Source organism: Pseudomonas sp. RT6P73 (assembly GCF_054897715.1).
On the sequence record NZ_JBUBUV010000002.1, the window covers coordinates 147,677 to 174,156 of the forward strand.

The 26,480-nt window shown below is 60.1% G+C and carries 22 protein-coding genes; 5 read left to right on the forward strand and 17 right to left on the reverse strand.

The genetic code is table 11. The annotated features are described in order from the left end of the window. Positions 1–51 precede the first annotated feature (51 nt). The 16 genes from ACYZT6_RS00930 to dksA all read right to left on the reverse strand — a co-directional run bounded on the left by ACYZT6_RS00930 (position 52) and on the right by dksA (position 21,102). Positions 52–348 carry a DUF2845 domain-containing protein gene (locus ACYZT6_RS00930; RefSeq protein WP_462025354.1) on the reverse strand — a complete coding sequence of 99 codons (297 nt, stop codon included), beginning with the start codon at positions 346–348 and terminating at the stop codon, positions 52–54. Then, complete coding sequence (locus tag ACYZT6_RS00935) at positions 348–3,299, reverse strand: DUF748 domain-containing protein (RefSeq protein WP_462025355.1); 2,952 nt, start codon at positions 3,297–3,299, stop codon at positions 348–350. The genes ACYZT6_RS00930 and ACYZT6_RS00935 overlap by 1 nt, the downstream gene beginning before the upstream one ends. 104 nt (positions 3,300–3,403) lie before the next feature. Beyond that, the gene (locus ACYZT6_RS00940) at positions 3,404–4,420 is read right to left on the reverse strand and encodes a class I SAM-dependent rRNA methyltransferase (RefSeq protein WP_462025356.1); all 1,017 of its coding nucleotides are present in this window, start codon (positions 4,418–4,420) and stop codon (positions 3,404–3,406) included. Between the two features lie 184 nt (positions 4,421–4,604). Beyond that, positions 4,605–5,477, reverse strand: a complete 873-nt coding sequence (locus tag ACYZT6_RS00945; protein WP_462025357.1) for an oxygenase MpaB family protein — start codon at positions 5,475–5,477, stop codon at positions 4,605–4,607. Positions 5,478–5,528: 51 nt separating this feature from the next. Continuing rightward, positions 5,529–7,466 carry an acetate--CoA ligase gene (gene acs, locus ACYZT6_RS00950; RefSeq protein ID WP_462025358.1) on the reverse strand — a complete coding sequence of 646 codons (1,938 nt, stop codon included), beginning with the start codon at positions 7,464–7,466 and terminating at the stop codon, positions 5,529–5,531. A gap of 170 nt (positions 7,467–7,636) precedes the next feature. Continuing rightward, the gene (gene pgi / locus ACYZT6_RS00955) at positions 7,637–9,301 is read right to left on the reverse strand and encodes a glucose-6-phosphate isomerase (protein WP_462025359.1); all 1,665 of its coding nucleotides are present in this window, start codon (positions 9,299–9,301) and stop codon (positions 7,637–7,639) included. 225 nt (positions 9,302–9,526) lie between these two features. Next, positions 9,527–9,907, reverse strand: coding sequence for an aspartate 1-decarboxylase (gene panD, locus ACYZT6_RS00960; RefSeq protein WP_003228271.1), 381 nt, complete (start codon positions 9,905–9,907; stop codon positions 9,527–9,529). Positions 9,908–10,100: 193 nt separating this feature from the next. Next, positions 10,101–10,961 (reverse strand): pantoate--beta-alanine ligase, encoded by an 861-nt coding sequence (gene panC / locus ACYZT6_RS00965; RefSeq protein WP_462025360.1) that lies wholly within the window; start codon positions 10,959–10,961, stop codon positions 10,101–10,103. Beyond that, positions 10,958–11,758: a 3-methyl-2-oxobutanoate hydroxymethyltransferase gene (gene panB, locus ACYZT6_RS00970; RefSeq protein WP_462025361.1), complete on the reverse strand. Its 801-nt coding sequence runs from the start codon at positions 11,756–11,758 to the stop codon at positions 10,958–10,960. Before panB ends, panC begins: the two co-directional genes overlap by 4 nt. 369 nt (positions 11,759–12,127) lie before the next feature. Next, entirely contained in the window at positions 12,128–12,607 is a 480-nt protein-coding gene (gene folK / locus ACYZT6_RS00975; protein WP_462025362.1) for a 2-amino-4-hydroxy-6-hydroxymethyldihydropteridine diphosphokinase, read from the reverse strand. 3 nt (positions 12,608–12,610) lie between these two features. Continuing rightward, the gene (locus ACYZT6_RS00980) at positions 12,611–14,011 is read right to left on the reverse strand and encodes a polynucleotide adenylyltransferase PcnB (protein WP_461976826.1); all 1,401 of its coding nucleotides are present in this window, start codon (positions 14,009–14,011) and stop codon (positions 12,611–12,613) included. 894 nt (positions 14,012–14,905) lie between these two features. Then, a complete protein-coding gene (locus tag ACYZT6_RS00985) occupies positions 14,906–16,342 on the reverse strand; it encodes a sigma-54-dependent transcriptional regulator (protein WP_462025363.1) in 1,437 nt (478 codons plus the stop codon). A gap of 22 nt (positions 16,343–16,364) precedes the next feature. After that, positions 16,365–19,319 (reverse strand): sensor histidine kinase, encoded by a 2,955-nt coding sequence (locus tag ACYZT6_RS00990; protein WP_162556248.1) that lies wholly within the window; start codon positions 19,317–19,319, stop codon positions 16,365–16,367. Next, complete coding sequence (locus tag ACYZT6_RS00995) at positions 19,303–19,479, reverse strand: hypothetical protein (protein ID WP_003176118.1); 177 nt, start codon at positions 19,477–19,479, stop codon at positions 19,303–19,305. The genes ACYZT6_RS00990 and ACYZT6_RS00995 overlap by 17 nt, the downstream gene beginning before the upstream one ends. Positions 19,480–19,556: 77 nt before the next feature. After that, entirely contained in the window at positions 19,557–20,453 is an 897-nt protein-coding gene (gene gluQRS / locus ACYZT6_RS01000; RefSeq protein WP_462025364.1) for a tRNA glutamyl-Q(34) synthetase GluQRS, read from the reverse strand. Between the two features lie 208 nt (positions 20,454–20,661). Further along, the gene (gene dksA, locus ACYZT6_RS01005) at positions 20,662–21,102 is read right to left on the reverse strand and encodes an RNA polymerase-binding protein DksA (RefSeq protein ID WP_109634884.1); all 441 of its coding nucleotides are present in this window, start codon (positions 21,100–21,102) and stop codon (positions 20,662–20,664) included. A gap of 334 nt (positions 21,103–21,436) precedes the next feature. Between dksA and ACYZT6_RS01010 the strand changes: the two genes are divergently transcribed. Continuing rightward, positions 21,437–22,609, forward strand: coding sequence for a pyridoxal phosphate-dependent aminotransferase (locus tag ACYZT6_RS01010; RefSeq protein ID WP_462025365.1), 1,173 nt, complete (start codon positions 21,437–21,439; stop codon positions 22,607–22,609). After that, positions 22,609–23,322: a DNA/RNA nuclease SfsA gene (sfsA, locus tag ACYZT6_RS01015; RefSeq protein ID WP_462025366.1), complete on the forward strand. Its 714-nt coding sequence runs from the start codon at positions 22,609–22,611 to the stop codon at positions 23,320–23,322. The genes ACYZT6_RS01010 and sfsA overlap by 1 nt, the downstream gene beginning before the upstream one ends. Here the strand turns inward: sfsA and ACYZT6_RS01020 are convergent. Next, positions 23,319–23,636, reverse strand: a complete 318-nt coding sequence (locus ACYZT6_RS01020) for a Rieske (2Fe-2S) protein (protein ID WP_462025367.1) — start codon at positions 23,634–23,636, stop codon at positions 23,319–23,321. The genes sfsA and ACYZT6_RS01020 overlap by 4 nt on opposite strands. A 165-nt stretch (positions 23,637–23,801) precedes the next feature. Here ACYZT6_RS01020 and ACYZT6_RS01025 point away from each other — a divergent pair, with 165 nt between their 5' ends. The 3 genes from ACYZT6_RS01025 to ACYZT6_RS01035 are packed head-to-tail and all read left to right on the forward strand — an operon-like array spanning position 23,802 to position 26,475. Continuing rightward, on the forward strand, positions 23,802–24,674 hold the full coding sequence (locus tag ACYZT6_RS01025) for a heme/hemin ABC transporter substrate-binding protein (protein WP_462025368.1): 873 nt from the start codon (positions 23,802–23,804) through the stop codon (positions 24,672–24,674). Then, positions 24,671–25,708, forward strand: a complete 1,038-nt coding sequence (locus ACYZT6_RS01030; RefSeq protein WP_462025369.1) for a FecCD family ABC transporter permease — start codon at positions 24,671–24,673, stop codon at positions 25,706–25,708. Before ACYZT6_RS01025 ends, ACYZT6_RS01030 begins: the two co-directional genes overlap by 4 nt. Then, positions 25,708–26,475: a heme ABC transporter ATP-binding protein gene (locus tag ACYZT6_RS01035; protein WP_462025370.1), complete on the forward strand. Its 768-nt coding sequence runs from the start codon at positions 25,708–25,710 to the stop codon at positions 26,473–26,475. Before ACYZT6_RS01030 ends, ACYZT6_RS01035 begins: the two co-directional genes overlap by 1 nt. Positions 26,476–26,480 lie beyond the last annotated feature (5 nt).

Below are 26,480 nucleotides of genomic sequence, written 5' to 3' on the forward strand. Positions count from 1 at the left end.
GAGTAAACCTGTAGGAGCTGTCGAGTGAAACGAGGCTGCGATCTTTTGATCTTAGTTACCGCGTTTGCTGGTGATCTGTTTCAGCCGATTACCTTCAAACCGCAAATACTGATACATCCCGCCATTGGGCCCGTAGGTCCATTCCTCGACCTGAAACTCTTCCCGTCGGTTGGCGCTGCGCTTGTACCCCAGCAGATCGCGGCTGACCGGTTCGCCGCACTTCTGCAGCACTTCGCTGGAGCGGTCGCCAACACTGACCAATTGACTGCCGCAACGCAGGGTATCCGCCGCCGAGGCCTGACTGGCCGTCAGTGCCAGGCTCAGGCTGATCAGCAATCGTCTGATCATCACTCGGCATCCAGGTGCATCGGCGTCACCACCCGACCGTCACTTTCTGCCTCGCCCAGTTGGGCGTCGATGAAGTAGACACGGTCATCGGCCATCTGCGTCTTATCCACCAGGTAATCCTTGATGCTGCTGGCGCGCTCCTGACCGAGCTGGCGCAGCAGCACATCGCTGGAACTCCAGAACTTGATCACGTCTGCGCGCATTTTTGCGGTGCGTTCTTCCTTGCCCAGATCCTTCCATTCGGCGGGTGGCTGGTTCTTCAGGCGCGTGCGGTAGATCCCTTCCAGCAGCGGACCTTTCTCGCCGTCCGGCACTTGCAGCAATGAAGCCTGTGCCGGAACCTTGTCACCGCGCCGCTGGAGCATCTTGTAGTAGTTGTATTGGTATTCGCGCTCAAGCCGTTGCTCGGCAATCAGCGGACCGTCGCTTTTGGCGGCCGCCGTGCCTTCGATTTCCAGGCGCAGGGCAGGGCGTTCCTTGAGCGCCTGGGACAGTTTGATCAACGAACCCTCGGCGTCCTTGCTCAGCTCGCTTGAACCCGGTGCAAACGAGACGGTGCCCAAATCTTCAGAACCCCCGCCACTGACCAGCCCGCCAATCATTTTGAACGGTGCGGCGGCAGCCTTGACGATCAGATTGCGCAGGGTCTGCCACACGATCGGCATGACGCTGAACTGCGGATTGTTCAAATCGCCAGTCACCGGCAGCTCGATGGAAATCTTGCCGTCGACGTCTTTAAGCAGCGCGATCGCCAGTTTCAGCGGCAGGCTTGTCGCGTCCGGGCTGTCGACTTTTTCACCCAGTTGCAGTTGCTCGACCACCACTTTGTTTTCGGCCTTGAGCTGGCCCTTGGTGATGATGTAATGCAGGTCGAGATTGAGCCGACCCTTGCGGATGCGGTAACCGGCGAATTTGCCGGAGTAGGGCGTCAGCGTGGTCAGTTCCACGCGTTTGAAACTGGTGGCAATGTCGAGGCTGGCCATCGGGTCGAACGGGTTGACCGACCCCTTGATGGTCACTGGCGCGTAGCGGTCGACCTTGCCTTTGATATCGACTGTGGCCGGCTTCGCCTGGCGGCTGTCGATGGTGCCGATCTGCCCGTTGAGCTGTTGCACGGCTGTGGCGAAGTTGGGGGTCAGGCTGAAGTCGGCGAAGTTCGCCGAACCGTCATTGATGGCAACGCCGCCAACGTGGATGCCCAGCGGTTTTTCCTTGCTGGCGGGTTTGGCCGCTGTCGTCTTGGTGCCGGAGTCGGCCGGTTGCGGGATCAGCAGGTCATCGATGTTGGTGGTGCGGTCATCGTTGATCATGAAGCGCACGTAAGGCTGGAACAGGTTGACCTTGTCGATCGTCAAGCTGTCGCCGTGTTGGTAGTTCAGGCCTTCGAGCACCAACTGCTGCCACTTGAGGAAGTCGCGGGTCTTGAGGGTGTCGAGGGTATGCAGTTGATCGACCTGCGCTTTACCGGTGACGCTGAACGCCAATGGCTCGGTGCTTTTCAGATCGACCGCCAGATCACTGCCGAGCATGCCGCTGCGCAGTTCCAGGCGAATGAACGGGTTGATGTAGGACTGGGCGACACGCAGGTCGATGTCCTTGGTCTGCACGTGCAATTTGGCGCTGACCGGTGCCAGATTGACCACGCCGTCCGCCATGAGCTTGCCTTGTTTGCCCACGCCGGTGTCGAGCTTGAGGTTGAAAGGCGAGCCGTTGAGGCTGTCGAAATTCTGCAAGTCGAGGTTCAGCGGGCCAACGTCCAGCGTCACGGCGGGTTGCGCTTTGCGATCGGCCAGATGCACCTGGTAATCGCGCAGTTGCACGTCTTTGAGCAGCACTTGCCAAGGTTTACTTGGAGGGGCCGGTTCAGCTTTCGGTGAGTCGGCGGCTGCCGGGGTGCTGGTCGGTTCGGCTTTAGCCTTCACGGCGGCTTTGGACGGTTGGCTGGCGAACAGCTTTTGCCAGTCGAGTTGCCCGTCGGCTTCGAGGGCGGCCCAGGTTTCGAGCTTTTGGCTGCGGATCTTGCCGACTATCACTTGCTGCTTGGCCAGATCCACGGTGGTTTCGCTGACGTCCAGTCGCGCAAGCTTCGCCAGCGGACGACCGTCCGGTGCGTTGACGGCGAATGGCGCGATGCTGACCGCGACATTGCTCAGCAGCAGTTCGGTTTCTTTGGATAAGTTGAGTTTGTAGTCGGTGCTGAGGTTGATGACGCCTTCTTTGAGCGCCAGTGGCAACGCGTCACGCACATAGGGCCAAAAGGCTTTCATCTTGCCGTCGGTGATCTTCAACTTACCTTCGGAGGCAATCGGGATCAGGCTGAAATTGCCGGTCCAGTCGATCTGCCCGCCTGCCGGGCCGACAGCCACCAGGGTCATGTCGGCGTTATCTTCCGGCAGCGTGCTGAGGTTCTTCAGCTCGAAGTCGAGTTTGTCGTAGAGAAATTCGATGGGCTCGCTGGGGCGCGCGTCCTGGAAGTGCACAAAGCCGTCAGCCAGCTTGATCCGTTCGATGCGCAACGGAAACGGCTTGGCGTCCGGGTCGACCGGGGTCGGTTCACTGGCGGGGATTTTGAACAGGCCCAGCAGATTGAGTTTGCCGTCCTTGCCAAAGAGGATTTCGGTCTTGGGTTTGTCTATTTCGATATCGGACAGGTGCAGCGCCTTGGTCCACAGGCTGTCGAGTTGCAAGTTGGCGTACAGGCGTTCAAAACCGACCTGTTCCTTGCCCGGTTCGCCGATGATCAGGCCCCAGAGGGTCACTTCCAGGCTGAAAGGGTTGAGTTCAATCCGCGAAATCGTGGCGGGCATCGTGGCGTAATTGGCCAATTGCTGGTTGGCGACCCGCAACGCGATGCCCGGTAAAATCAGAAACCCCAGCAGGCTGTAAAGGGCCAGAGCAGTCAACAATGCGCCAATAGCGCGAATCAATCCTTTGGGCATGTGCGGCTTCATCTGTCTGAATCGGAGTGCGTTGGAGTATGGCACGCGATTCCGGTTCCGAAGTGATCGCACTGTTCTGCTTTTTCAGAAAACAGCGTAGGAAATTTCCTGCGTGATCAGAGTTGCAGAATCAACGTTTTCAGCGGCGGCTGTTGATCCATCGACGGGAAATCGCCACCCGGTTTCATCACGGTCCACTCACGCACCGGACGCCCGGCCTTCTCCGCGCAACGCAAAACCTGTTCGCGCCATTCGTCCATGCTGACCTTTGCCAGATTGTTGCAGCAGATCAGCACGCCGTTGTCGGCGGTTGTCAGCAGCGCGGGTTTGAGCAGGCTCTGGTAGTCGCGCAGCAGGTCGACCGTGCCAAACGCACTCTTGGCCCAGGCTGGTGGATCGAGCAGCACCAGGTCGTACTGACGCTGTTCAAGACGTGGGTAACTCGGCAGTTTCTGCCCGCGCCGTTGACTGATCGGCAGGCCCGCCAATTGGCGGATGGCCGGGAAGTAATCGGACTGGATGAACTCCATCGCTGGCAGCTGCGGGTTGAGCAAACCGTTCTCACGGCCGACCGCCAGATTGCCCTCGGCGAAATCCAGGTTGCACACCTCGCTCGCCCCGCCGGCCGCAGCGCTTAAACCGACCCCACAGGTGTAGGCGAACAGGTTGAGCACGCTTTTGTTTTTGCTGTGTTCCTTGACCCAGCCGCGGGTGTTACGCAGGTCGAGGAACAGCAACGGATCCTGGCCGGCGTGGCGTCCGCGAACCCGGTAGTTCAGGCCCCATTCGTGGCCGACCAGATCCTCCAGGGCAGCCTCGTCGGCGCGGTAAACGGTGTCTTCGCGATCAATGCGCGAGTTACCCCGGGAGCGGTCGTTGTAGACCAGCAGCGTTTCGAGGCCCAGGTGTTGATTGATGGTTTCGTGCAGTTGCACCAGCGCTTCACGCTCCAGCGACTGGTGGAAGCTTTGCACCAGCAGTTGCGGGCCGTAGCGGTCGATGGTCAGGCCACCGGCGCCTTCCTGGCTGCCGTGGAACAGGCGATAGCAATCGGTGCCTTGCTGATGCAGCTCGGCGAGCAGGTCCTGGCGATGATCGAGGGCGGCGCGCAGCGCCTGATTCAAGGAAGACATGCTGGGCGCCTTGCAGGAGGGAATTTGGCGCGGGAGTTTAACACTGTGGCGAGGGAGCTTGCTCCCGCTGGGCTGCGAAGCGGCCCCAAAATCTCAGCCTTGTCGGAGTATTTTGCGAGCGCTGCGCACTCGAGCGGGAGCAAGCTCCCTCGCCACGAGTTTTTTCGGCATAGGGTGCGGAGCGTCAGGTCAACAACCCCATGCGCCGCTTGGCCCGCTGTACCGAGCCATTACGCATTGCCCAGCGCAGCATTGGCGCACTGCGCTTGACGCTGGCGCGGATCAGTTGGCGTTGCAACGGGTTCTGATTGACGCCGAGCATGTCACTGGCCCAGTCCGGCAGCAGATCGATCCCGGCCTGCATCATCAAGCCGCCAAACGGTTTGGCCAGGCGACTGGGGGCGGGCGCATTCAACAGCAGTCGCAGCACCTCGCGACTGCGTTGGTCGCACAGCAATTGCGGGCGGATTCGTTCAAGGTAATCAGCGATTTCCTCGCGGCTGCGCGGCACATCGCGGGCGCCCAAGCGTTCGGCAATACGTGCGATTTCGCCGTAGTAACGGTCCTGATCAATCAATGAAAGGTGCGGATTGCGATAACGCAGATGCGCGGCGAGGAAGTTGCTGACCTCGGCCACGTGCACCCAGGTCAGCAAGTCGGGATCGCTGGCGGCGTAAGGCCGGCCGTCTGGTGCAATGCCGACCACTTGCAGGTGAATGGTGCGAACCTTCTCGATCAGCCAGTCGGCGTCCTTGCACGAACCGAACGTCGTCCCGGAGATGAACTGACTGGTGCGGCGCAATCGGCCGATCATGTCTTCGCGAAAATTCGAGTGATCCCAAACCCCGGCCAGGGCCAGTGGATGTAGCGCTTGCAGCATCAGCGCGCTAATGCCGCCGATGAGCATGCTGCTGAAATCACCATGGACTTGCCAACTCACTGAATCGGGACCGAACAGACCGGGATCGCCTTTGGGATTCTCCAGGTCGAGCTTGCCCAATGACAGACCGGTCAGGCTCATGAGCTGGCTTTCGATGCGGGTACGGATGAATTCCATGGCAACTCAGTGGCGAAAATAAAACGCGGCCATTACTGGCCGCGCGGGGGCTTATTGGTTCAGGCGTTTATCGACCAACTCCTGGACAACACTCGGGTCTGCCAGGGTCGAGGTGTCTCCCAGACTGTCCAGTTCGTTGCAGGCGATCTTGCGCAGGATGCGCCGCATGATCTTGCCCGAACGGGTTTTCGGCAAGGCCGGGGCCCACTGGATCAGGTCCGGTTTGGCGAAGCTGCCGATTTCCTTGCTGACGTGGGCCAGCAGTTCTTTCTTCAGGTCGTCATTGGGTTCGGTGCCGTTCATGGGTGTGACGAAAGCGTAAATGCCTTGGCCCTTGAGATCGTGGGGATAACCGACCACCGCCGCTTCGGCAATACTGTCGTGCAGCACCAGTGCACTTTCCACTTCCGCAGTACCGATGCGGTGCCCCGAGACGTTGATCACGTCGTCGATGCGCCCGGTGATCCAGTAATCGCCATCCTCGTCGCGCCGCGCGCCGTCGCCAGTGAAGTAGTAGCCGGGGTAGGGCTTGAAGTAGGTGTCGACCATGCGTTGCGGGTCGCCATAGACGCTGCGGATCTGCGCCGGCCAGCTGGATTTGATCGCCAGCACGCCGCTACCGGCGCCTTTTATTTCCTTGCCCGTTTCGTCCAGCAACACCGGTTGCACGCCGAACATCGGTTGTGTGGCGCAGCCGGGTTTGATCCTTTGAGCGCTGACCAGAGGGCTGAGCATGATGCCGCCGGTTTCGGTCTGCCACCAGGTGTCGACGATCGGGCAGCGTTGCTCGCCGACGACATTGAAGTACCAATCCCACGCTTCCGGGTTGATCGGCTCACCGACACTGCCGAGTAATCTGAGGCTCTGGCGCGACGTTTCCTTCAACGGTTCCGGGCCTTCACGCATCAGCGAGCGCAGTGCAGTCGGGGCGGTGTAGAAAATGTTGACGTGGTGTTTGTCGATCACCTGCCAGAAGCGCGAACTGCTCGGGTAGCTCGGCACGCCTTCGAAGATCAGCGTGGTCGCGCCGTTGGCTAGCGGGCCGTAGACGATGTAACTGTGGCCGGTGACCCAGCCGACATCGGCGGTGCACCAGAAGACTTCGCCATCGCGGTAGTCGAGCACGTACTTGAAGGTCATCGCCGCTTGCAGCAGATAGCCGCCGGTGGTGTGCAGCACGCCCTTGGGTTTGCCGGTGCTGCCGGAGGTGTAGAGGATGAACAGCGGGTCTTCGGCGTCCATGGGTTCCGGCGGGCAATCGTCGCTGACGTCGCGCAGCGCCTGGTGATACCAGAGGTCGCGGCCTTCGACCCAGTCCACTTCGCCCTGGGTGCGCTCGACGACGATGACGGTGCTGACGTTCGGGCAACTTTTCAGCGCCTCGTCGACTTTCTGCTTGAGCGGTACGAATTTACCGCCACGCACACCTTCGTCGGCGGTGATTACCGTGCGGCAGTCGGCGTCGAGAATCCGGTCGCGCACAGAGTCTGGCGAGAAGCCACCGAACACCACCGAATGCACCGCGCCAATCCGCGTGCAGGCGAGCATGGCGTAGGCCGCTTCGGGAATCATCGGCATGTAAATGCACACGCGGTCACCCTTTTTCACGCCACGGCTTTTGAGCACGTTGGCCAGGCGACAGACGCTGTGATGGAGTTTTTTGTAGGTGATCTGCACGGATTCGGCGGGGTCGTCGCCTTCCCAGAGGATTGCGATCTGATCGCCGCGTGTTTCCAGGTGACGGTCGATGCAGTTGTAACTGACGTTCAGTTTGCCACCGGCAAACCAGCTGGCCTCGCCGGTTTTCAGGTTATAGCGCTGGACGGTTTCCCACGGCGTGCTCCAGTCGAGAAAGCGGGTGGCCTGCTCGGCCCAGAAGGTGCTGGGGTGGTCGATGGATTGGCGGTAGAGGCGGTGGTAGTCGTCTTGACTTAGGTTTGCAGCCCGGCGGACGGCATCGGCTTTGGGGAATGTGCTGATATCGAACATGACGGTTCCTTATTCTTGTTTTGCGACAAGAGGGGAGCTGCGCGACCCTCGTAGGAGCCGGCTTGCTGGCGATGGCGGCGTATCAGTCGACTAAAAACGTCCAATGACACACCGCCATCGCCAGCAAGCCGGCTCCTACAAGGTTAGTACCCCGCAGGAATGGCGTCAGGTTACCCGCGGTGACGACCGCGGAAGTAGTTGATCAGGCCTTGGGTTGAAGCATCGTCAGCCGGGGTTTCTTCGCTGCCGACCAAACGGTTGTAGACGCCTTTGCCCAGTTCTTTGCCCAGCTCCACGCCCCACTGGTCGAAGGCGTTGATGCCCCAGACCACGCTTTGCACGAAGACTTTGTGTTCGTACATCGCCACCAGCGCACCGAGACGACGCGGGCTGATGCGCTCGACCACCAGGGTGTTGCTCGGACGGTTGCCCGGGATCACCTTGTGCGGCGCGAGTTTATGCACCTCTTCTTCGCTCATGCCTTTGTCACGCAGCTCGGTTTCGGCTTCGGCAAGGGTCTTGCCGAGCATCAATGCCTGGCTTTGGGACAGGCAGTTGGCGTACAGCCACTGATGGTGGTCGGAGACCGGGTTGAAGCTGACAATTGGCACGATGAAGTCGGCCGGAATCAGTTGGGTGCCCTGGTGCAGCAACTGGTGATACGCGTGTTGACCGTTGCAACCCACGCCACCCCAGATTACCGGGCCGGTGTCGGTGGACACAGGCGTGCCGTCATGGCGCACGCTCTTGCCGTTGGATTCCATGTCCAGCTGTTGCAAGTGCTTGGTGATGTTGCGCAAGTAATGGTCGTACGGCAGGATCGCGTGGCTTTGCGCGCCCCAGAAGTTGCCGTACCAGACGCCGAGCAAGGCCAGCAGCACCGGCATGTTCTGGTCGAATGGCGCGCTCTGGAAGTGCTGGTCCATGGTGTAGGCACCGGACAGCAGTTCCTTGAAGTTCGACATGCCGATGGCCAGGGCGATTGGCAAACCGATGGCCGACCACAGCGAATAACGGCCGCCGACCCAGTCCCACATCGGGAAGATGTTTTCTTCGCGGATACCGAACGCCACGGCCGCTGCATTGTTGCTGGAGACGGCGATGAAGTGACGATACAGCTCGGCTTCCGAGCCACCTTGGGCCAGGTACCAGGCGCGAGCGGCCTGAGCATTTTTCAAGGTTTCGAGGGTATTGAAGGATTTCGACGAAACGATGAACAGCGTGGTTTCGGCGCGCAGCTTCATGGTCAGTTCGTGGAACTCACTGCCATCGATGTTCGCCAGGTAATGGCAACGCACGCCTTTATGGGCGTAGGACAGCAGCGCTTCAGACACCAGCTCAGGGCCGAGGAACGAGCCACCGATGCCGATGTTCACCACGTCAGTGATCGGCTTCTCGGAGTAACCGCGCCACAAACCGTCGTGGATGCGGCCAACGAGGTCTGTGATCTGGTTCAGCACTTTGTGCACTTCAGGCATCACGTTGACGCCATTGACCGACAGCTTGTCGCCTACCGGGCGGCGCAGAGCGGTGTGCAGGGCCGGACGACCTTCGGAAGCGTTGACGATTTCGCCTTCGAACAGCGACTTGATCGCGCCCTTGAGGTCGACTTCATTGGCCAGGCCCACCAGCAGATTGCGGGTCTCGGCGTTGATAAGGTTCTTCGAGTAGTCGAGAAACAGGCCGCAGCTGCTGAGGGTGAATTGAGTAAAGCGCTGCGGATCGGCATTGAAGGCTTCGCGCATGCTGAAATCCTGCATGGCTTGGCGGTGGTCATTCAGCGCTTGCCAGGCGGGCAGAGCGGTAACGTCGTGAGGAGTGCGGTAGTACGCCATCGCTGCGGGTTTCCTTTTTACTTGAACGGCTTTTTTGAACACTGAAAATCCCGGAGCGCCGTGGGCAGGCATCCGGTCAACTGCGTCGACACGATTTCAATGACACAGGGCGAATACAGTAAACCTCGCGCTGCGATCTGTCTTGACTTTGTCTAACACGTTCCCGGTACTTTTTTATACACAAAGCAGGGAACGTTTCGACAAGCGGGAGGGGCGGCGGTTCGATCAGGCGACCTGGACCGGAATGGCATTGCTGGTGTGGCTCAGTTCATTGCCCGGCGCCATGTAGAGCATGCGTGGCTTGAAGTTGAGCAACTCGGCTTCGCTGTAATGCGCGTAAGCGCAGATGATCACCCGATCACCGACCTTGGCCTTGTGCGCGGCCGCGCCGTTGACCGAAATCATGCGCGAGCCTTCTTCGCCACGAATCGCGTAGGTGGTGAAGCGTTCGCCGTTGTCGACGTTATAAATCTGGATCTGTTCGTATTCACGGATGCCGGACAAGTCCAGCCATTCGCCGTCGATGGCGCAAGAACCTTCGTAATCGAGTACTGCGTGAGTGACTTCGGCGCGATGCAGCTTGGCTTTGAGCATGATGGCGTGCATGAGTGTTTTCCCAGGTCGGAATCGAACGGCGGGCAGTTTGCCCGAAGGCTTAAAGGCCAGCAATAAGGGGCGAAGCCGCGCAGTACCCTGTAGGAGCGAAGCTTGCTCGCGAACGCGTCGTATCAGTCGACGCAAATGTCGAATGTGACTGCCTCTTCGCGAGCAAGCTTCGCTCCTACAGGGTTTTGCGTTATCAGGCGGTGGCGTCGAGGTTCAGGTGCAGGTTGTCGATCAACCGCGTAGTGCCCAGGAACGCCGCTACCAGAATCACCAGATCCCGATCCTCCGGGGTCGCCGGGCGCAAGGTTTGCGCGTGACGAATCTCCAGGTAATCGGTGCGCAAACCCGCCGCTTCGAGCTGCTTGATCTGTGAATCGATCAACGCAGGAAAATCACGCTCACCCTGTTTGATCGCCTCGGCCATCTGGCTCAGGACGCGATACACCACGGGCGCCACGGCCCGTTGTTCTTCGCTGAGGAAACCGTTGCGCGACGACAGCGCCAGACCATCGGCCGCACGCACGGTCGGTTCGCCAATGATCTGGACCGGCATGTTCAGGTCATGGACCAGGGATTTGATCACCGCCAGTTGCTGGAAGTCTTTCTGGCCGAAGATCGCCAGGTCAGGCTGGACCATGTTGAACAGCTTGCTGACCACCGTCGCCACCCCTTCGAAATGCCCGGGACGGCTGGCACCGCACAGACCTTCGGAGAGTTGCGGGACGCTGACTCGGGTCTGGCCGGCCATGCCGTCGGGGTACATTTCTTCGACGGCTGGCGCGAACAGCAAGTGGCAGCCGGCCTCGAGCAGTTTCTCCTGGTCAGCGGCCAGGGTGCGCGGGTACTTGTCGAGGTCTTCGCCGGCGCCGAATTGCAGCGGGTTGACGAAAATGCTCGCGACCACGAAATCCACCCGTTGGGTCGCTTTGGTAATCAGCGCGACATGGCCGCTGTGCAGGTTGCCCATGGTCGGCACGAAGCCGATGCGCTTGCCTTCGCTGCGGGCACGGGCCACGGCGGCCCGCAGTTCGCGTACGGTTTTTACGGTGTTCATGCAGAGAATCCGTGTTCGATCCCAGGGAAAGTGGCTGCTTTGACTTCAGTGACATAGGCGCTGAGTGCAGCGTGAATGCTGGTCTGGCCATTCATGAAGTTCTTTACGAATTTTGGTACGCGCCCGGTAATGGACAGGCCCAGCATGTCGTGCAGAACCAGGACCTGGCCATCAGTGCCACTGCCGGCGCCGATGCCGATCACTGGAATGCCCACTGCCTGGGTGATTTCCTGAGCCAGTTCGCTCGGTACGCACTCGAGCAGCAACATGGATGCACCAGCCTGTTCCAGGGCGATGGCGTCGGCACGCATCTGTCGCGCCTGGTTCTCGCTGCGGCCCTGGACTTTGTAACCGCCCAGAATGTTCACCGATTGCGGCGTCAGCCCCATGTGCGCGCACACAGGTACACCACGTTCGGCCAGCAGGCGGATCGAGTCCGCGAGCCACAATGCCCCTTCAACCTTGACCATGTGTGCACCGGCCTGCATCAACAGTGCGCTGTTGGTCATGGCTTGTTCGGTGGTGGCGTAGGCCATGAACGGCAGGTCGGCGAGGATCAGCGCATCGGCGTTGCCGCGTTTGACGGCTGCCACGTGGTAAGCCATTTCCGCGGTGGTCACCGGCAAGGTGCTGTCGTGACCTTGCAGAACCATGCCGAGGGAGTCGCCCACCAGCAGCACTTCGACGCCAGCCTGATTACAGGCGTGGGCGAAGGTCGCGTCATAGCAGGTCAGCATGGTGATTTTTTCACCTTTTTGCTTGAGACCTTGCAGAGTGGTCAGGGTGATGGCTGGCATGAAAAGTTCCTCATTCAGGCGCTTGGAAACTACTGCGAGTAACGCGCGTGATTCTTCGTTAAATACAGGCGCACGCTCTGGTGTCGTGCTTTTAAGGCCTGAATTGCGCCCTTCAACGCCATGTTGGCGGCAGCGGGACGCCTATAGTCGTGAGGAGAACTCGGGAAGTCAATTGCATGTGTTACCGCATTGTTACGCGCGGGGTGTTACCGGGGTAACTGATGCGTTTCAGCAGCTGCAATCTAGCAGGGCGCTGGATTTTTGTAGGAGCGAAGCTTGCTCGCGAAAGCGGTGTGACAGTCGACATAAATATTGAATGTCAGTCCGCTTTCGCGAGCAAGCTTCGCTCCTACAGAGGGATTGCGTAAGTCAGGGGAGGCGTTCCAGGCCGACGAACGGGCAGGCGGCAAGTAATTCCGTCAGGCTGCGCCCATCGGCCAGGCGCAGATCCGCAGGCGCCAGTTCGGCCAGTGGATACAGAACGAAGGCCCGTTCCTGCAGATGGTAGTGAGGCACCTTGAGGCGCGGTTCGTCGATCAGCCGATCGCCAAACAGCACGATGTCGAGGTCCAGCGTACGTGGCCCCCAACGCTCAAGACGCTCGCGGCCTTGTTCGTTCTCGATGGCTTGCAGCGCATCGAGCAAGTCCAGCGGCGCGAGCGTGCTGTCGAGGGCGGCGACCGCGTTGGTGTAACGCGGTTGGCCCGGCAGGAGCGAGTCGCTTTGATAAAACCCGGACACCCCGACCAGTTCGGTCTGCGGCAACTGCGCCAGCGCCTCGACGGCGCTGCGCAATTGTTCGGCGGGGTCAGCCAGATTGCTGCCCATGCCGATGTAGATGCGCTCCATGGATTACTCGCCCGTGGCACTCGGTGCGCCAGCCGCGCGTTTGCGCTTGGCGCCACCGCTGCGGCGACGTTTGCGCGGAGCGCCGGTGCCTTCATCCTTGCCGCTGAGGTCGCGGATCATGTCCCGACGTTCGCTGTCGTTGGCGTCCTGATAGTCGGTCCACCATTCACCCAGGCCATCGGTCTGCTCGCCAGCGCTTTCACGCAGCAGCAGGAAGTCGTAACCGGCGCGGAACCGCGGGTTGTCCAGCAACAGATCGGCACGTTTGCCGCTGCGCCGTGGCAGACGCTCCTGCATGTCCCAGATCTCGCGGATCGGCATGGTGAAACGTTTTGGAATCGCGATCCGCTGGCACTGTTCGGCAATCAGTTCGTGAGCCGCTTCCTGCATCGCCGGAATCGGTGGCATGCCCCGTTCTTGCAGGCGCAGTACACGGGCCGGCAACGCAGGCCACAGCAGGGCTGCAAACAGGAACGCCGGGGTCACCGGTTTGTTCTGTTTAATCCGCAGGTCGGTGTTGATCAGGGCTTCGCTGATCAAGGTGTGGGTGTACGTCGGGTTGTATTCCAGCGCCTCAGCACTGGCCGGGAACAGCGGGTCGAACAGCTGCAGGTCGACCAGCATCTCGAAGGTGTCCGCGGCATGGCCGGATAGGAACAGCTTGAGCACTTCTTCGAACAGGCGGGCTGACGGAATCTCGCGCAGCATCGGCGCCAGGTCGCGGATTGGCGCGGCGCTGTGCTTTTCGATGCCGAAATTCAGCTTGGCGGCGAAGCGCACGGCTCGCAGCATCCGTACCGGGTCTTCCTGGTAGCGCTGCTTCGGATCGCCGATCAGGCGGATCAGGTGATTGCGGATGTCGTGTACGCCGTTGGCGTAATCGAGAATGCGCTCGCTGACCGGGTCGTAATACAGGGCGTTGATGGTGAAGTCGCGGCGTTGCGCGTCTTCTTCCAGCGTGCCGTAGACGTTGTCGCGCAGGATGCGCCCGCTCTCGTTACGGGAAGACTGGTTGCTGTCTTCTTCCTCGTCGTTTTGCGGGTGATTGGCGCGGAAGGTCGCGACTTCGATGATTTCGCGGCCAAAGTGGATATGCACCAGTTTGAAGCGGCGACCGATGATCCGCGCGTTGCGGAATTCAGCTCGAACCTGTTCAGGTGTGGCACTGGTGGCGACGTCGAAATCTTTCGGCGTGATGCCCAGGAGCATGTCTCGCACACAGCCGCCAACCAGATAAGCCTGGTAACCGGCGTTCTGCAGGCGTTCGACGATGTTCACCGCATAACGGCTGAATTGGGCCTTTTGCAGCGAATGTTGGCCGCTGTTGAGCACTTCAGGCGTACTGCGAATGTGTTGCGTATGACGCTTGGGAGAACGGAATGACTGGAACAACTTCTTCAGCATGGGATGCACTGTTTGAAGGAATGTTCGGCCATAACGAAGAATGACCGCATGATGGGCGGGGATTCTAGCATTTAGTCGGGGGATGGTGTAGGAAGCTGCGCAAGCGCTTGAAGGGCATGTCTGGAGGGCACTGTTGGGTAGCGGCCTCTGTAGCAGCTGCCGAGCAGCGCGAGGCTGCGTTCGACGGCGAAGCCGTCGTAAAACCAGAGATTGCGGTGTGTCAGAAGAAACCAGATGCCTGTGATAGCGGCTGCTGCGCAACCGAACGCAGCCTCGCGCTGCTCGGCAGCTGCTACAAAAAGCCGAGGTGCACAGGCCAAACACCAGAAACTACAAGGGGAGCCGAAGCTCCCCAAGAAAGTAGTTGCATGCTCTATTTTTATTTTTGATTCGGGCTTTTTGTTTTTGTTAAGTGCCCTCGCCATGAAGTTTTTCCTTCATGACCCTCCCAATCGGGAGCCAAGAGCAAACGGATTGCTTTGGTCGCTGTGCTGCAGTGATCTTTCGATCCAACCAGTTCAGGCACTGTCTTATGACAGTTTTTTATTATTCTCGGCCTGGTCGTGGGGCAAGCCCCAAATACAACGCCTCTCCAAAAGAATCAGTTAGCTGCGCCTCTCGCCGTCTTGTTTTTATTGTGCGTGAGTCGATTCGTCTTATTTTTATTGTCTTGTGCATTGCTTGTTATTGTTCTTGTACCGAACATATAGCAGGGTGCGTGCCAACTTTTGCGAGGCCCAGTAAAACAAGGGGGTAGGCTGGTTGGTGGGGTTTTTCGAGGCCAAAAAAAACCGGGGCTTCGTTACCGTAAGCCCCGGCTTCTGTTACGTGAATAGGTGAGGTAACAGTTTTTTCACAAAGTCTCGTGTTACCCACACATCAGGCAGGCGCGGTTCAGCTCTCGCTGGCCACCCCGGTCTTGCGCCGCGGAATACCCAGGCGCTGACGACGTTCCCACAGGCATTTGCGACTCACCCCGAGTTTGCGGGCCAGTTCGGTTTCCGTCATGTGGTCCTGATGCTCAAGCACGAAGTGCTGGAAGTAGTCTTCCAGTGACAGGTCTTCGGTCGGCTCATGATTGTTGTTGCTGGTACTGTTGCCCTGTTGCGGGGGCAGGCCGATGAAGTCGTCGTCTTCCAGATCGCTCAGTTCGATGTCGATCCCCAGCAGCTCGGCGGAAATCTCCGGGCTCTCGCACAGGATGACGGCGCGCTCTACCGCGTTTTCCAGTTCACGCACGTTACCCGGCCAGGAGTAATGACGAATCGCCTGTTCGGCATCCGCGGCGAACTTCAGGTCGGTGCGGTTGACCCGCGCGCTCTGTCGCGCCAGGAAGGCATTGGCGATTTCATTCACGTCGGCACCGCGCTCACGCAGAGCTGGCAGTTTCAAAGCGATCACGTGGAGGCGGTAGTACAAGTCTTCACGGAACTGACCGATCTTCGCCAGGCTCTTGAGGTCCCGGTGAGTCGCGGCGATCAGGCGCACATCGACTTTCTGTGACTGGACCGAACCGACCCGGCGAATTTCACCTTCCTGCAACACGCGCAGCAAGCGGGCCTGGGCTTCCAGCGGCAGTTCGCCGATTTCGTCGAGGAACAAGGTGCCGCCATCCGCTGCTTCCACCAGGCCGGCACGCCCGGCGCTGGCACCGGTGAACGCGCCTTTTTCGTGGCCGAACAGTTCGGACTCGATCAGGCTTTCCGGAATGGCTGCGCAGTTCACCGAAATCATCGGCGCCTTGGCGCGTTTGGACAGGTTGTGCAGGGCGCGGGCCACCAGTTCTTTACCGGTACCGGATTCGCCCTGGATCAGGACATTGGAATCGGTCGGCGCGACTTTGCGGATCTTGCTGTACAGGTCCTGCATCGGCGGGCACGAGCCGATGATGCCGATTTCGCCGTTGCTGTTATCGACACCCGGTTTCGCCGCGCCATTGCCGGCTTTGCCGGTGACCGGTTCGCCGCTGGCTGGCAGCGATTGGCGGTCACGCAGGATACGGGCGACGGCCTGGAGCATTTCGTCGTGATCGAAAGGCTTGGCGATGTAGTCCACCGCGCCCATCTTCATCGAGTCAACGGCCGAACGCAGGCTGGCGTAGCTGGTCATGATCAACACCGGAGTGCCCTGGCCGAGTTTGATCAACTCGGTGCCCGGAGCGCCCGGCAGACGCAAGTCGCTGACGATCAGGTCGAACGTGGGAATAGTGAAGCGTTCTTGTGCTTCCTGCACTGAACCGGCTTCGCTGACCTGGTACTGGTTACGTTCCAGCAGGCGGCGCAAGGCGGAGCGGATAATTGTTTCGTCTTCGACGATCAAAATGTGCGGCATTGATTCGATACTCTCGACGGTCTCAGTTCACAGCGGACGTCGCTTCGACATGACGCGGCAAGGTCACCCGGATACGGGTGCCGCGTTGGCTTTGTACATCAGCCGGGCTGTCGATGGTGATTTGTCCATAATGCTCTTCAACGATGGAATAGACCAGTGCAAGGCCCAGACCGGTGCCTTCGCCAGGATCCTTGGTGGTGAAGAAAGGTTCGAACAATCTGTCCATGATGTTCTTCGGAATTCCGCTGCCTTCGTCTTCCACGATCAAGTCGACCGTGTGTTCGCCGGCTTCGCTTTTGACCCGCACCGCACTGCCGGGAGGCGAGGCGTCACGGGCGTTTGAGAGCAGGTTGATCAACACCTGGGCGAGGCGCTGCGGATCGCCTTCGACCCAGTGATCGGGGTCGCACAGATTATAGAACTGCACTTCGAAATTGCGTCGGTTCAGGGCTAGCAAACCGATGGCATCCTGAGCCACCTCGGCCAGACAGACGGGCTCGTCGCTGTGCTGATGACTGCCGGCGTGGGCGAAACTCATCAGCGACTGAACGATGCGCGACACGCGTTTGGTCTGCTCGAGGATCTGCCCACTGATTTCCTTAAGCTCGCCATCGTCTTCGCGTTCTTCGCGCAGGTTTTGCGCCAGGCACGCGATGCCGGTGATCGGGTTGCCGATTTCATGGGCCACGCCGGCGGCGAGTCGGCCGATGCTGGCCAGGCGCTCGGAGTGCACCAGTTTGTCTTCGAGCATCTGGGTTTCGGTCAGGTCTTCCACCAGCAACACCAAGCCACTGTTACCCGGCGCGAGCGGTTCATCGATCGCCGCTTTGTGCAGGTTCAGCCACCGGGTCTGGCCATCAAGGGCCAGGTGCTGTTTGTGCAAATGCTCGTCCGGCAGATTGATGAAGCCTTGCAGCAGTTCTTTCCACGGATCGGCAATGGTGCTCAGGCGCGAACCGACCACCCGCTGCGCGGCAATCCCGGTCAGCTCCTCCATGGCTTTGTTCCACATGAGGATTTCCTGATCCTTGGCCAGCGAACAAACGCCCATCGGCAATTCCTGCAAGGTCTGGCGGTGATAGCGGCGCAGGGCATCGAGTTCGGCGGCAAGCCCAGTGAGGCGTGAGTGGTAGTCCTCGAGGCGGCTTTCGATGAAGTGAATGTCTTCAGTGACGTAGTTTTCGCCGCCGGCCTTGTACGGCAGGAAAGTCTCGACCATGTCCTGAGCCACGCTTGGCCCCATCAGGCCGGAGAGGTTGGCTTCGATCCGGTCGCGCAGGCGGCGCAAGGCATAAGGCCGGCGCTCGTCGAACGGCAAATAGAGATCGCGCAGGGCTTGCTCGACTTCTTTCTGCGCAGCTTTGGCGCCTAACGGCTTGGCCAGTTGTGTGGCGAATTCCTGGGGCGAGGCAGCGTGCAATTCCCGGCGTTGCGGCCGGCGCACGTTGTCCACGGCGCAGGCTTCGGCGGCGCTGGCCTCTTCGGGACTGGCGTTGGTGAACAGCGAGATCAGGGTGAACATCAGCACGTTGGCGGCCAGGGACGCGATCGCGGCCATGTGCCAACTGGTGTCGTCCAGCACGTAGATCATGTTCAGCAGCGGAATGTAAAAGCCCTGCAGATTGCCGACCAGTGGCAACAGCATGGTCACCAGCCACACCAGAATCCCCGCCAGCAAACCGGCAATGAAGCCGCGACGGTTGGCGGTCGGCCAGTACAGGACCGACAGCACGCCCGGAAGAAATTGCAGCGTGGCCACAAACGCGACGATGCCGAGGTTGGCCAGGTCCTGTTCGGCGCCCAGCAACAGGTAGAAACCGTAACCGGCCATGATGATCGCAACGATCAACGCTCGGCGGGTCCATTTCAGCCAGCGGTAGATGTTGCCTTCGGCCGGTGGTTGATAGAGCGGCAGCACCAAATGGTTCAGCGCCATCCCGGACAGCGCCAGGGTGGTGACGATGATCAGCCCGCTGGCTGCCGACAAGCCGCCGATATAGGCCAATAGTGCCAGGGCCTTGCTATTGGCTGCGATGCCGATGCCCAGCGTGAAATATTCAGGGTTGGTGGTGGCGCCAAGTTTCAGGCCAGCCCAGAGAATCAGCGGCACCGCCAGGCTCATCAGCAGCAGGAACAGCGGCAGGCCCCAGCTCGCACTGACCAGCGAACGCGGGTTCAGGTTTTCGGTGAAGGTCATGTGATACATGTGCGGCATCACGATCGCCGAGGCGAAGAACACCAGCAGCAGCGTCCGCCACGGGCCTTCCTGCAACGGCGTGTGCAACGCGGCGAGGGCGGTCTGATTTTGCAGCAGCCACAGTTCCAACTGTTGCGGGCCGTCGAACACGCCATAAAGGGCATAGAGGCCGACGCCGCCAATGGCGATGAGCTTGATCACTGACTCGAAGGCAATCGCGAACACCAGGCCTTCATGTTTCTCGCGGGTGGCGATGTGGCGAGAACCGAAGAAAATCGTGAACAGCGTAATCAGTGCGCAGAAACTCAGGGCCACGCGATGCTGCACCGGCTCGCGGGTCAGGATGCCGATTGAGTCGGCCACCGCCTGAATCTGCAACGCCAGTAATGGCAGCACGCCGATCAACATGAAAATCGTGGTCAGCGCCCCGGCCCACGTACTGCGGAAACGGAAGGCAAACAGGTCGGCAAGGGACGACAGTTGATACGTGCGGGTGATTTTCAGGATCGGGTACAGCAACACCGGCGCGAGCAAAAACGCCCCGGAGACCCCGAGGTAACTGGACAGAAACCCGTAGCCGTACTGATAGGCCAGGCCCACCGTGCCGTAAAACGCCCAGGCACTGGCATACACGCCCAGCGACAGGGTGTAAGTCAGCGGGTGGCGAATGATCGCCCGGGGGATCATGCCCCGTTCGCTGATCCAGGCGACGCCGAACAGCACCGCCAGGTACGCGGCGCTGATCAGGATCATCTGGGTCAGGCTAAAGCTCATCGGCATCTTTTTGGCTCTGCAGGATGAAGGTCACGACGATCAGAATCAGCCAGAGCAGATAAGGGCGATACCAGGCGCCAGTGGCGTCGATCCACCAATCCATGATGGCCGGGGAGAACAGATAAATCCCCACTACCAGGAGCAGGACCAAGCGATAGATGTACATCCCGGCCTCTCTTTTTTATGCGCGTGCCCGAAAACGTGCGGCGATGGTAACGGATGGGCGCGCCACTGCAAGTGTGATCACTGTAGTTGTGCTTCGGGCAGGGTCAGTGTGCGCGGGATTAATAACGCATCCCAATGGGCGATCCCCCAATCCAGCACTTCCCGTGGTGTCGCATAGGCCAGTTCCTTGCCCGGGTTTTGCCCGAGTGCGCGCAACGCACGCAGTAACAAAGGCGTGGCCTGGTCTTCGGTCAGCGGCGGCGAGCGATAGGATTTGCCCAGCTTGTTGCCATCGGGCTGGGTAATCAGCGGGATGTGCAGGTAGCGCGGTTGCCGCAGGCCAAGCAGTTCTTGCAGGTAGAGCTGGCGCGGCGTGGAGTCCAGCAGATCAGCGCCCCGCACAATGTCTGTGATGCCTTGCCAGGCATCGTCCAGCACCACCGCCAATTGATAGGCGTAGAGCCCGTCGCGGCGGCGGATCACGAAATCGCCGACTTCCCGGCCCAGATGCTGGCGGAACTCGCCTTGCACGCGGTCGATGAAGTGGTAGTCGAGCTCTGGCACGCGCAGGCGAATCGCGGCGTCTTCAGTGCCGTGGCCGGCATTTCGACACAGTCCCGGGTAAATGCCGTGATACGGCTCCAATTGTTTGCGCGAACAGGTGCAGGCGTAAGCGAGGCCGTGATTGAACAGGCGGTTGAGCACTTCGGCGTAAGCCTCGTGGCGGTCGCTCTGGCGGACCATTTCGTCGTCCCACTCGAAACCGTAGCTTTCCAGGGCCCTCAAGATGGCTGCCTGGGCTCCGGGCTCTTCCCGTGGCGGGTCGAGATCTTCCATGCGCATCAACCAGCGCCCGCCCACCGCGCGCGCGTCGAGGTACGAGGCCAGCGCGGCGACCAGCGAACCGAAATGCAGATGGCCACTGGGCGTGGGGGCGAAGCGTCCGATGTAGGTGGGTGAGGCGATGGCGGTCATAAGGCGATGTCAGGCAGTCCAATCGTTTTGAGCATGGCTTGAAGCCGCCTTCGCGAGCAAGCTTCGCTCCTACAGTAGATTGCGCCAGCCCTTGTAGGAGCGAAGCTTGCTCCGGGCGGCGATCCGACGAAGGCAATTCCGAAGACGCAACAAATTTCAGAAACAAAAACGGAGCGTTCGCACGCTCCGTTGTTCATTCAAGTCGAGATTACTTGCCGACTTGCTTTTCCTTGATTTCCGCCAGGGTCTTGCAGTCAACGCACATGTCGGCGGTAGGGCGGGCTTCCAGTCGCTTGACGCCGATCTCGACGCCGCAGGACTCGCACCAGCCATATTCTTCGTCTTCGATCAGCTGCAGCGTTTTGTCGATCTTTTTGATCAACTTGCGCTCGCGGTCGCGGGCACGCAGTTCAAGGCTGAATTCTTCTTCCTGGCTGGCACGGTCTGCCGGGTCAGGGAAGTTGGCCGCTTCGTCTTTCATGTGATCAACCGTACGGTCGACTTCCTGCATCAAGTCCTGTTTCCACTTATTCAGGATCTTGGTGAAGTGAGCGCGCATGGGCTTGCCCATGTACTCCTCGCCCTTTACTTCTTTGTAGGGTTCGAAGCCGCTGATCGACGTATTTTGCTGCTTTGCTTGGGTGGGCATGAAATGGACCGCCTCTACTCTTGTAATCCATTGCGCAGGATTGCTCCATCACCGACACCTGCCGGCCCTGCGGCTGCAAGCGGGCGAACTTACCAGATCAAATCGGACCGCGCTACTCCCGGATGTCGAGGTAGTGGCCCAAGGGGCTTGCAAATGATTGCAAAGCCTTGTCTGGCGGCGTTGGAGGCCTGATCAATTATTGATTTTAGTCAAACCTGGGGTACACGCTTGAGTCGTTTGTGGCCAGGGATATAACGGCTCTGACCGCTTTAGGTTCTCGCTCGTTCCGGCGCTTGGGTAGAATCGATTCTTTTCTCCGTTGTAAGGAAGGCTAATGGCTCAGTCCTACAGTGCCCGCAGTCGCGCAATCGAACCTTTCCATGTCATGGCGCTGCTGGCTCGGGCCAATGAATTGCAGGCTGCGGGTCACGATGTGATCCACCTGGAAATCGGCGAGCCGGACTTCACCACCGCCGAGCCGATCATCCAGGCCGGCCAGGCGGCACTGACGGCGGGGAAGACCCGTTACACCGCTGCGCGCGGCATCCCTGAGTTACGCGAAGCGATCTCGAATTTCTATCAACAACGTTACAGTTTGAACATTGATCCGCAGCGAATCCTCATCACGCCCGGCGGTTCCGGTGCGCTGTTGCTGGCCAGCGCCTTGCTGGTCGATCCGGGCAAACACTGGCTGCTGGCGGACCCGGGTTACCCTTGCAATCGGCATTTCCTGCGGTTGGTCGAAGGCGCGGCTCAACTGGTGCCGGTCGGCCCGGATGTGCGTTATCAGCTGACGCCGGATCTGGTGGCGCGCCATTGGGATCAAGACAGCGTCGGAGCTTTAGTGGCCTCGCCAGCTAACCCGACCGGGACGATTCTGACCCGCGACGAGCTGGCGGGCTTGTCGGCTGCGATCAAGGAGCGCCATGGTCATCTGGTGGTGGACGAGATTTACCATGGCCTGACTTACGGCACTGATGCCGCCAGTGTTCTGGAAGTCGATGACAGCGCTTTCGTCCTGAATAGTTTTTCAAAGTATTTCGGCATGACCGGTTGGCGGTTGGGTTGGCTGGTCGCGCCTGAAGCAGCCGTCGGCGAACTGGAAAAACTCGCGCAAAACCTCTACATCAGCGCCCCGAGCATGGCCCAACACGCCGCACTGGCCTGCTTCGAACCGGCCACGATCAGCATTCTGGAAGAGCGTCGCGCCGAATTCGGGCGTCGTCGGGATTTCCTGTTGCCGGCCCTGCGAGAACTGGGATTCGGTATCGCCGTCGAGCCCGAAGGCGCGTTCTACTTGTACGCCGATATCAGCAAGTTCGGCGGCGATGCCTTCGCGTTCTGCCGACATTTCCTCGAAACCGAGTACGTGGCAATTACCCCGGGACTGGACTTCGGGCGCTATCAGGCCGGGCATCACGTGCGTTTTGCGTACACCCAAAGCCTGCCGCGCCTGGAAGAAGCGGTCGAACGGATCGCTCGTGGATTGCGGAGTTGGCAAGGCTGATGCGTTTTCATCCTCCCCTCGAAGAAGGTCGCTTGATCCGCCGCTACAAGCGTTTTCTCGCCGATATCGAAACCGTTACCGGCGAGTTGCTAACCATCCATTGCCCGAACACCGGCTCGATGCTCAATTGCCAGGTAGAAGGCGGTCAAGTCTGGTTCAGCCGCTCCAACGACCCGAAACGCAAATTACCCGGCACCTGGGAAATCGGCGAAACCCCACAAGGCCGGCTGTTTTGCGTGAACACCGGGCGCGCCAACGGGTTGATCGAAGAGGCGTTGCGGGCGGGTGTGATTACCGAACTGAACGGCTTTACCGAGTTGAAACGTGAAGTGGCCTACGGGCAGGAAAGCAGCCGCATCGATTTCCGCCTCGAGTACCCAAGCGGGCCGTCGTATGTAGAAGTCAAAAGCGTGACCCTGGGCTTTGACGGTTCATCAGTGGCGGCGTTTCCCGACGCGGTGACGCAACGGGGCGCCAAGCATTTGCGGGAGCTGGCCCACCTTGCTCGGGACGGGATTCGTGCGGTGCAGTTGTATTGCGTAAACCTCACGGGGATCGACGCCGTGCGTCCGGCGGAAGAAATCGATTCGGCCTACGCGGCGGCCTTGCGTGAGGCGGTGGCGTGCGGAGTCGAGGTGCTGGCCTATGGCGTGCGATTGACGCACGAAGAGATGGTGGTCGAGCGGCGTCTGGATGTGCTGCTGAACGGCTAAAGGCTGATCCAGATCCCTTGCGCGTCTTCGCGGCAGGCAACGGTGGTGAGGGATTGCCCGGCGCACGGGCCGGCGACACATTCGCCGTCTTCGATCAGGAACAGTGCGCCGTGGGTGGCGCACTGGATCAGGCTGTTGCTGGGGTCGAGAAACTGGTCGGGCTTCCATTCCAGCCCGACACCTCGGTGCGGGCAGCGATTGATGTAGACATACACTTGGCCGCCCCGGCGCACGGCGAACAGTTTCTGACCGTCGACATCGAATCCGCGACTGCTGTTGTCCGCCAATTCGGCACCTGTGCAAAGCAACTTCATGTCTATCCTCAATGCCCGCGGCTCGTGACTGGATATGTCCGAGCTTGACGTTCAAATGCAAACAATTATCAAATGGCCGCTTCGCCCGTCGGGTGCAGGTGCCGGATGCCGAGGATACTTGGCCTGTCATCTCGATGCCTGGGAAAACTTAAAAGGAAGCTGTTTATGCGCCTGAGTACCCGCGTTGCTGCGCTGTGTGTCGGACTCCTCGTCAGCCATCACGCCGCAGCGGCCGAGTTGCCACAGCGTTGGGTCAGTGCCGGCGGCGCCCTGTCCGAGTGGGTAAGCGCGCTGGGCGGCGAATCGAAACTGGTCGGTGTCGATACCACCAGCCAGCATCCGCAATCGTTGAAGGCGCTGCCGAGCATCGGTTATCAGCGGCAACTGTCGGCGGAGGGCATCTTGAGCTTACGCCCGCATATTCTGGTCGGCACCGAAGAAATGGGGCCGCCGCCGGTGCTGTCGCAGATTCGCAGTGCGGGTGTGCAAGTCGAGTTGTTCTCGGCCCAGCCAGACCTGCCGACGTTGCAGGGCAACTTGGCGCACCTGGGCAAGTTGCTCGGTGCTGAAGACCGGGCTGCGCAATTGCTTCAGTCTTATCAGCAGCAACTCGAGCAGCAGAAGGTCCGGGTCACTCGCGCGCAGTTGAAGGAAAAGTCGCCGGGGGTGCTGTTACTGTTGGGGCATGCTGGCGGCAAACCGCTTATCGCCGGCAAGGACACCGCCGCTGATTGGTTAATCCAACAGGCGGGTGGGCACAATCTGGCAACGCATACTGGCTACAAACCCTTTTCTGTTGAGTCGCTGGTCAGTCTGGACCCTGACGTGCTGGTGTTCGCTGACCGAGCGCTGACTGGCGATGCCGCGCGTGCGGCGTTATTCAAGGAGAATCCGATTCTGTCCTCGACCCGCGCGGCCAAGAATGGACGCGTCATGGAGCTCGATCCGACGTTACTGGTGGGTGGGCTCGGTCCGCGGTTGCCCGACGAACTGAAAAAGCTTTCTGACAGCTTCTTTCCCGGTAAAACCGCCCTATGACCATTCTGGTTAAACCCCGCACGTTGTTCATTGGTTTGAGCCTGCTTTGTTTAGTGGCTATCTGGTTGTCGTTGGCGCTGGGGCCGGTGAGCCTGCCTTTATTTGATACCTTGCGCGCCGCATTGCGCATGATCGGTCTTCCCATTGCGCCCGACGGGCTGGAACAGGCCGAACTTATCCTCGGGCAAATCCGCCTGCCTCGAACCTTGTTGGGCCTGGCGGTGGGAGGCGTGCTGGCGCTGTCGGGCGTGGCGATGCAGGGCTTGTTTCGTAACCCGCTGGCTGATCCGGGGTTGGTCGGCGTGTCCAGCGGTGCGGCGTTGGGCGCCGCTATCGCGATTGTGGGTGGTTCGATATTTGGCGGTCTGCCTGAATCGTTTGGCCCTTATTTATTGTCGGTGTGCGCATTTCTCGGTGGCTTGGGCGTGACGGCGTTGGTGTATCGGCTGGGTCGGCGTAACGGGCAGACCCATGTTGCGACCATGTTGCTGGCCGGCATCGCGTTGACTGCGCTGGCAGGCTCGGCGGTGGGGCTGTTCACCTATCTGGCCGATGATGCGACCTTGCGTACGCTGACGTTCTGGAACCTGGGCAGTCTCAACGGCGCCAGCTATTCGCGGCTCTGGCCGTTACTGCTGGTGAGTGCCGGTGTGGCGCTGTGGTTGCCGCGTCGGGCCAAGGCTTTGAATGCGTTGCTGCTGGGCGAGTCGGAAGCCGGTCATTTGGGCATCGACGTCGAAGGGCTCAAGCGCGAACTGGTGTTCTGTACTGCGCTGGGCGTTGGCGCGGCAGTGGCAGCAGCGGGAATGATCGGCTTTGTCGGTCTGGTGGTGCCGCATCTGGTGCGACTGCTGGCCGGTCCTGATCATCGGGTGTTGCTACCGGCCTCGGTGCTGGCGGGTGCCAGTCTTCTGTTATTTGCCGACTTGGTGGCGCGGCTTGCCCTGGCGCCGGCGGAATTGCCGATCGGGATTGTCACGGCCTTCATCGGCGCGCCGTTCTTTCTGTATTTATTGCTCAGAGGGCGTGCCTGATGTTGCGAACCCAGCACCTGCAAATCCGTCGAGGCACGAAGATCGTTCTGACGGACATCACACTTGAGCTCAAGCCAGGCGAAGTCCTCGGCGTCTTGGGCCCCAACGGTGCCGGCAAAAGCACCTTGCTCGGTGCCTTGTGCGGTGAATTGAAGGCTGATCACGGCAGCGTCTGGCTCGATGATCGCGAGTTGAATCATTGGACCGGCGCGCAACGAGCCCAGCGACTGGCGGTATTGCCGCAGGTATCGACCCTGGACTTTGCCTTTCGTGTCGAAGAAGTGGTCGGCATGGGCCGTTTGCCTTACCAGAGCGGGCGAGTGCGGGATGACGAGATCGTCGCCGCCGCCTTGCACGCTGCCGATGCCGGGCACTTGAGTGGTCGCAGCTATCTGGCCTTGTCCGGCGGCGAGCGTCAGCGGGTGCATCTGGCGCGTGTGCTGGCGCAGCTCTGGCCAGGCGAAGCGGGGCAGACGCTGTTGCTCGATGAGCCGACCTCGATGCTCGATCCGCTGCACCAGCACACCACCCTGCAAGCGGTGCGCGAATTCGCCGATCACGGCGCTGCGGTGCTGGTGATCCTGCATGATCTGAATCTGGCGGCACGCTATTGTGATCGCCTGTTGCTGCTCGAAGGTGGGCGACCGGTGGCGCTTGATACACCGGAGCAGGTATTGCGTCCGGAGCCGCTCAAAGCCGTGTTCGGGCTGGAAGTACTGGTGCAGCAGCACCCGGAACGTGGGCATCCGCTGATCATCGCCCGCTGAGCATT

Bases quoted from the DNA above. Each gene is read 5' to 3' on its own strand.
- panB (WP_462025361.1), bottom strand. From the start codon at position 11,758: ATGCCAGCCATCACCCTGACCACTCTGCAAGGTCTCAAGCAAAAAGGT.
- pgi (WP_462025359.1), bottom strand. From the start codon at position 9,301: ATGGCGTACTACCGCACTCCTCACGACGTTACCGCTCTGCCCGCCTGG.
- acs (WP_462025358.1), bottom strand. From the start codon at position 7,466: ATGTTCGATATCAGCACATTCCCCAAAGCCGATGCCGTCCGCCGGGCT.
- ACYZT6_RS00945 (WP_462025357.1), bottom strand. From the start codon at position 5,477: ATGGAATTCATCCGTACCCGCATCGAAAGCCAGCTCATGAGCCTGACC.
- ACYZT6_RS00990 (WP_162556248.1), bottom strand. From the start codon at position 19,319: ATGCCGATGAGCTTTAGCCTGACCCAGATGATCCTGATCAGCGCCGCG.
- ACYZT6_RS00995 (WP_003176118.1), bottom strand. From the start codon at position 19,479: ATGTACATCTATCGCTTGGTCCTGCTCCTGGTAGTGGGGATTTATCTG.
- ACYZT6_RS01035 (WP_462025370.1), top strand. From the start codon at position 25,708: ATGTTGCGAACCCAGCACCTGCAAATCCGTCGAGGCACGAAGATCGTT.
- folK (WP_462025362.1), bottom strand. From the start codon at position 12,607: ATGGAGCGCATCTACATCGGCATGGGCAGCAATCTGGCTGACCCCGCC.
- ACYZT6_RS00935 (WP_462025355.1), bottom strand. From the start codon at position 3,299: ATGAAGCCGCACATGCCCAAAGGATTGATTCGCGCTATTGGCGCATTG.
- ACYZT6_RS00980 (WP_461976826.1), bottom strand. From the start codon at position 14,011: ATGCTGAAGAAGTTGTTCCAGTCATTCCGTTCTCCCAAGCGTCATACG.
- panC (WP_462025360.1), bottom strand. From the start codon at position 10,961: ATGAACACCGTAAAAACCGTACGCGAACTGCGGGCCGCCGTGGCCCGT.
- dksA (WP_109634884.1), bottom strand. From the start codon at position 21,102: ATGCCCACCCAAGCAAAGCAGCAAAATACGTCGATCAGCGGCTTCGAA.
- ACYZT6_RS01025 (WP_462025368.1), top strand. From the start codon at position 23,802: ATGCGCCTGAGTACCCGCGTTGCTGCGCTGTGTGTCGGACTCCTCGTC.
- ACYZT6_RS01020 (WP_462025367.1), bottom strand. From the start codon at position 23,636: ATGAAGTTGCTTTGCACAGGTGCCGAATTGGCGGACAACAGCAGTCGC.
- sfsA (WP_462025366.1), top strand. From the start codon at position 22,609: ATGCGTTTTCATCCTCCCCTCGAAGAAGGTCGCTTGATCCGCCGCTAC.
- panD (WP_003228271.1), bottom strand. From the start codon at position 9,907: ATGCACGCCATCATGCTCAAAGCCAAGCTGCATCGCGCCGAAGTCACT.
- ACYZT6_RS01010 (WP_462025365.1), top strand. From the start codon at position 21,437: ATGGCTCAGTCCTACAGTGCCCGCAGTCGCGCAATCGAACCTTTCCAT.
- ACYZT6_RS00985 (WP_462025363.1), bottom strand. From the start codon at position 16,342: ATGCCGCACATTTTGATCGTCGAAGACGAAACAATTATCCGCTCCGCC.
- ACYZT6_RS01030 (WP_462025369.1), top strand. From the start codon at position 24,671: ATGACCATTCTGGTTAAACCCCGCACGTTGTTCATTGGTTTGAGCCTG.
- ACYZT6_RS00940 (WP_462025356.1), bottom strand. From the start codon at position 4,420: ATGTCTTCCTTGAATCAGGCGCTGCGCGCCGCCCTCGATCATCGCCAG.
- ACYZT6_RS00930 (WP_462025354.1), bottom strand. From the start codon at position 348: ATGATCAGACGATTGCTGATCAGCCTGAGCCTGGCACTGACGGCCAGT.
- gluQRS (WP_462025364.1), bottom strand. From the start codon at position 20,453: ATGACCGCCATCGCCTCACCCACCTACATCGGACGCTTCGCCCCCACG.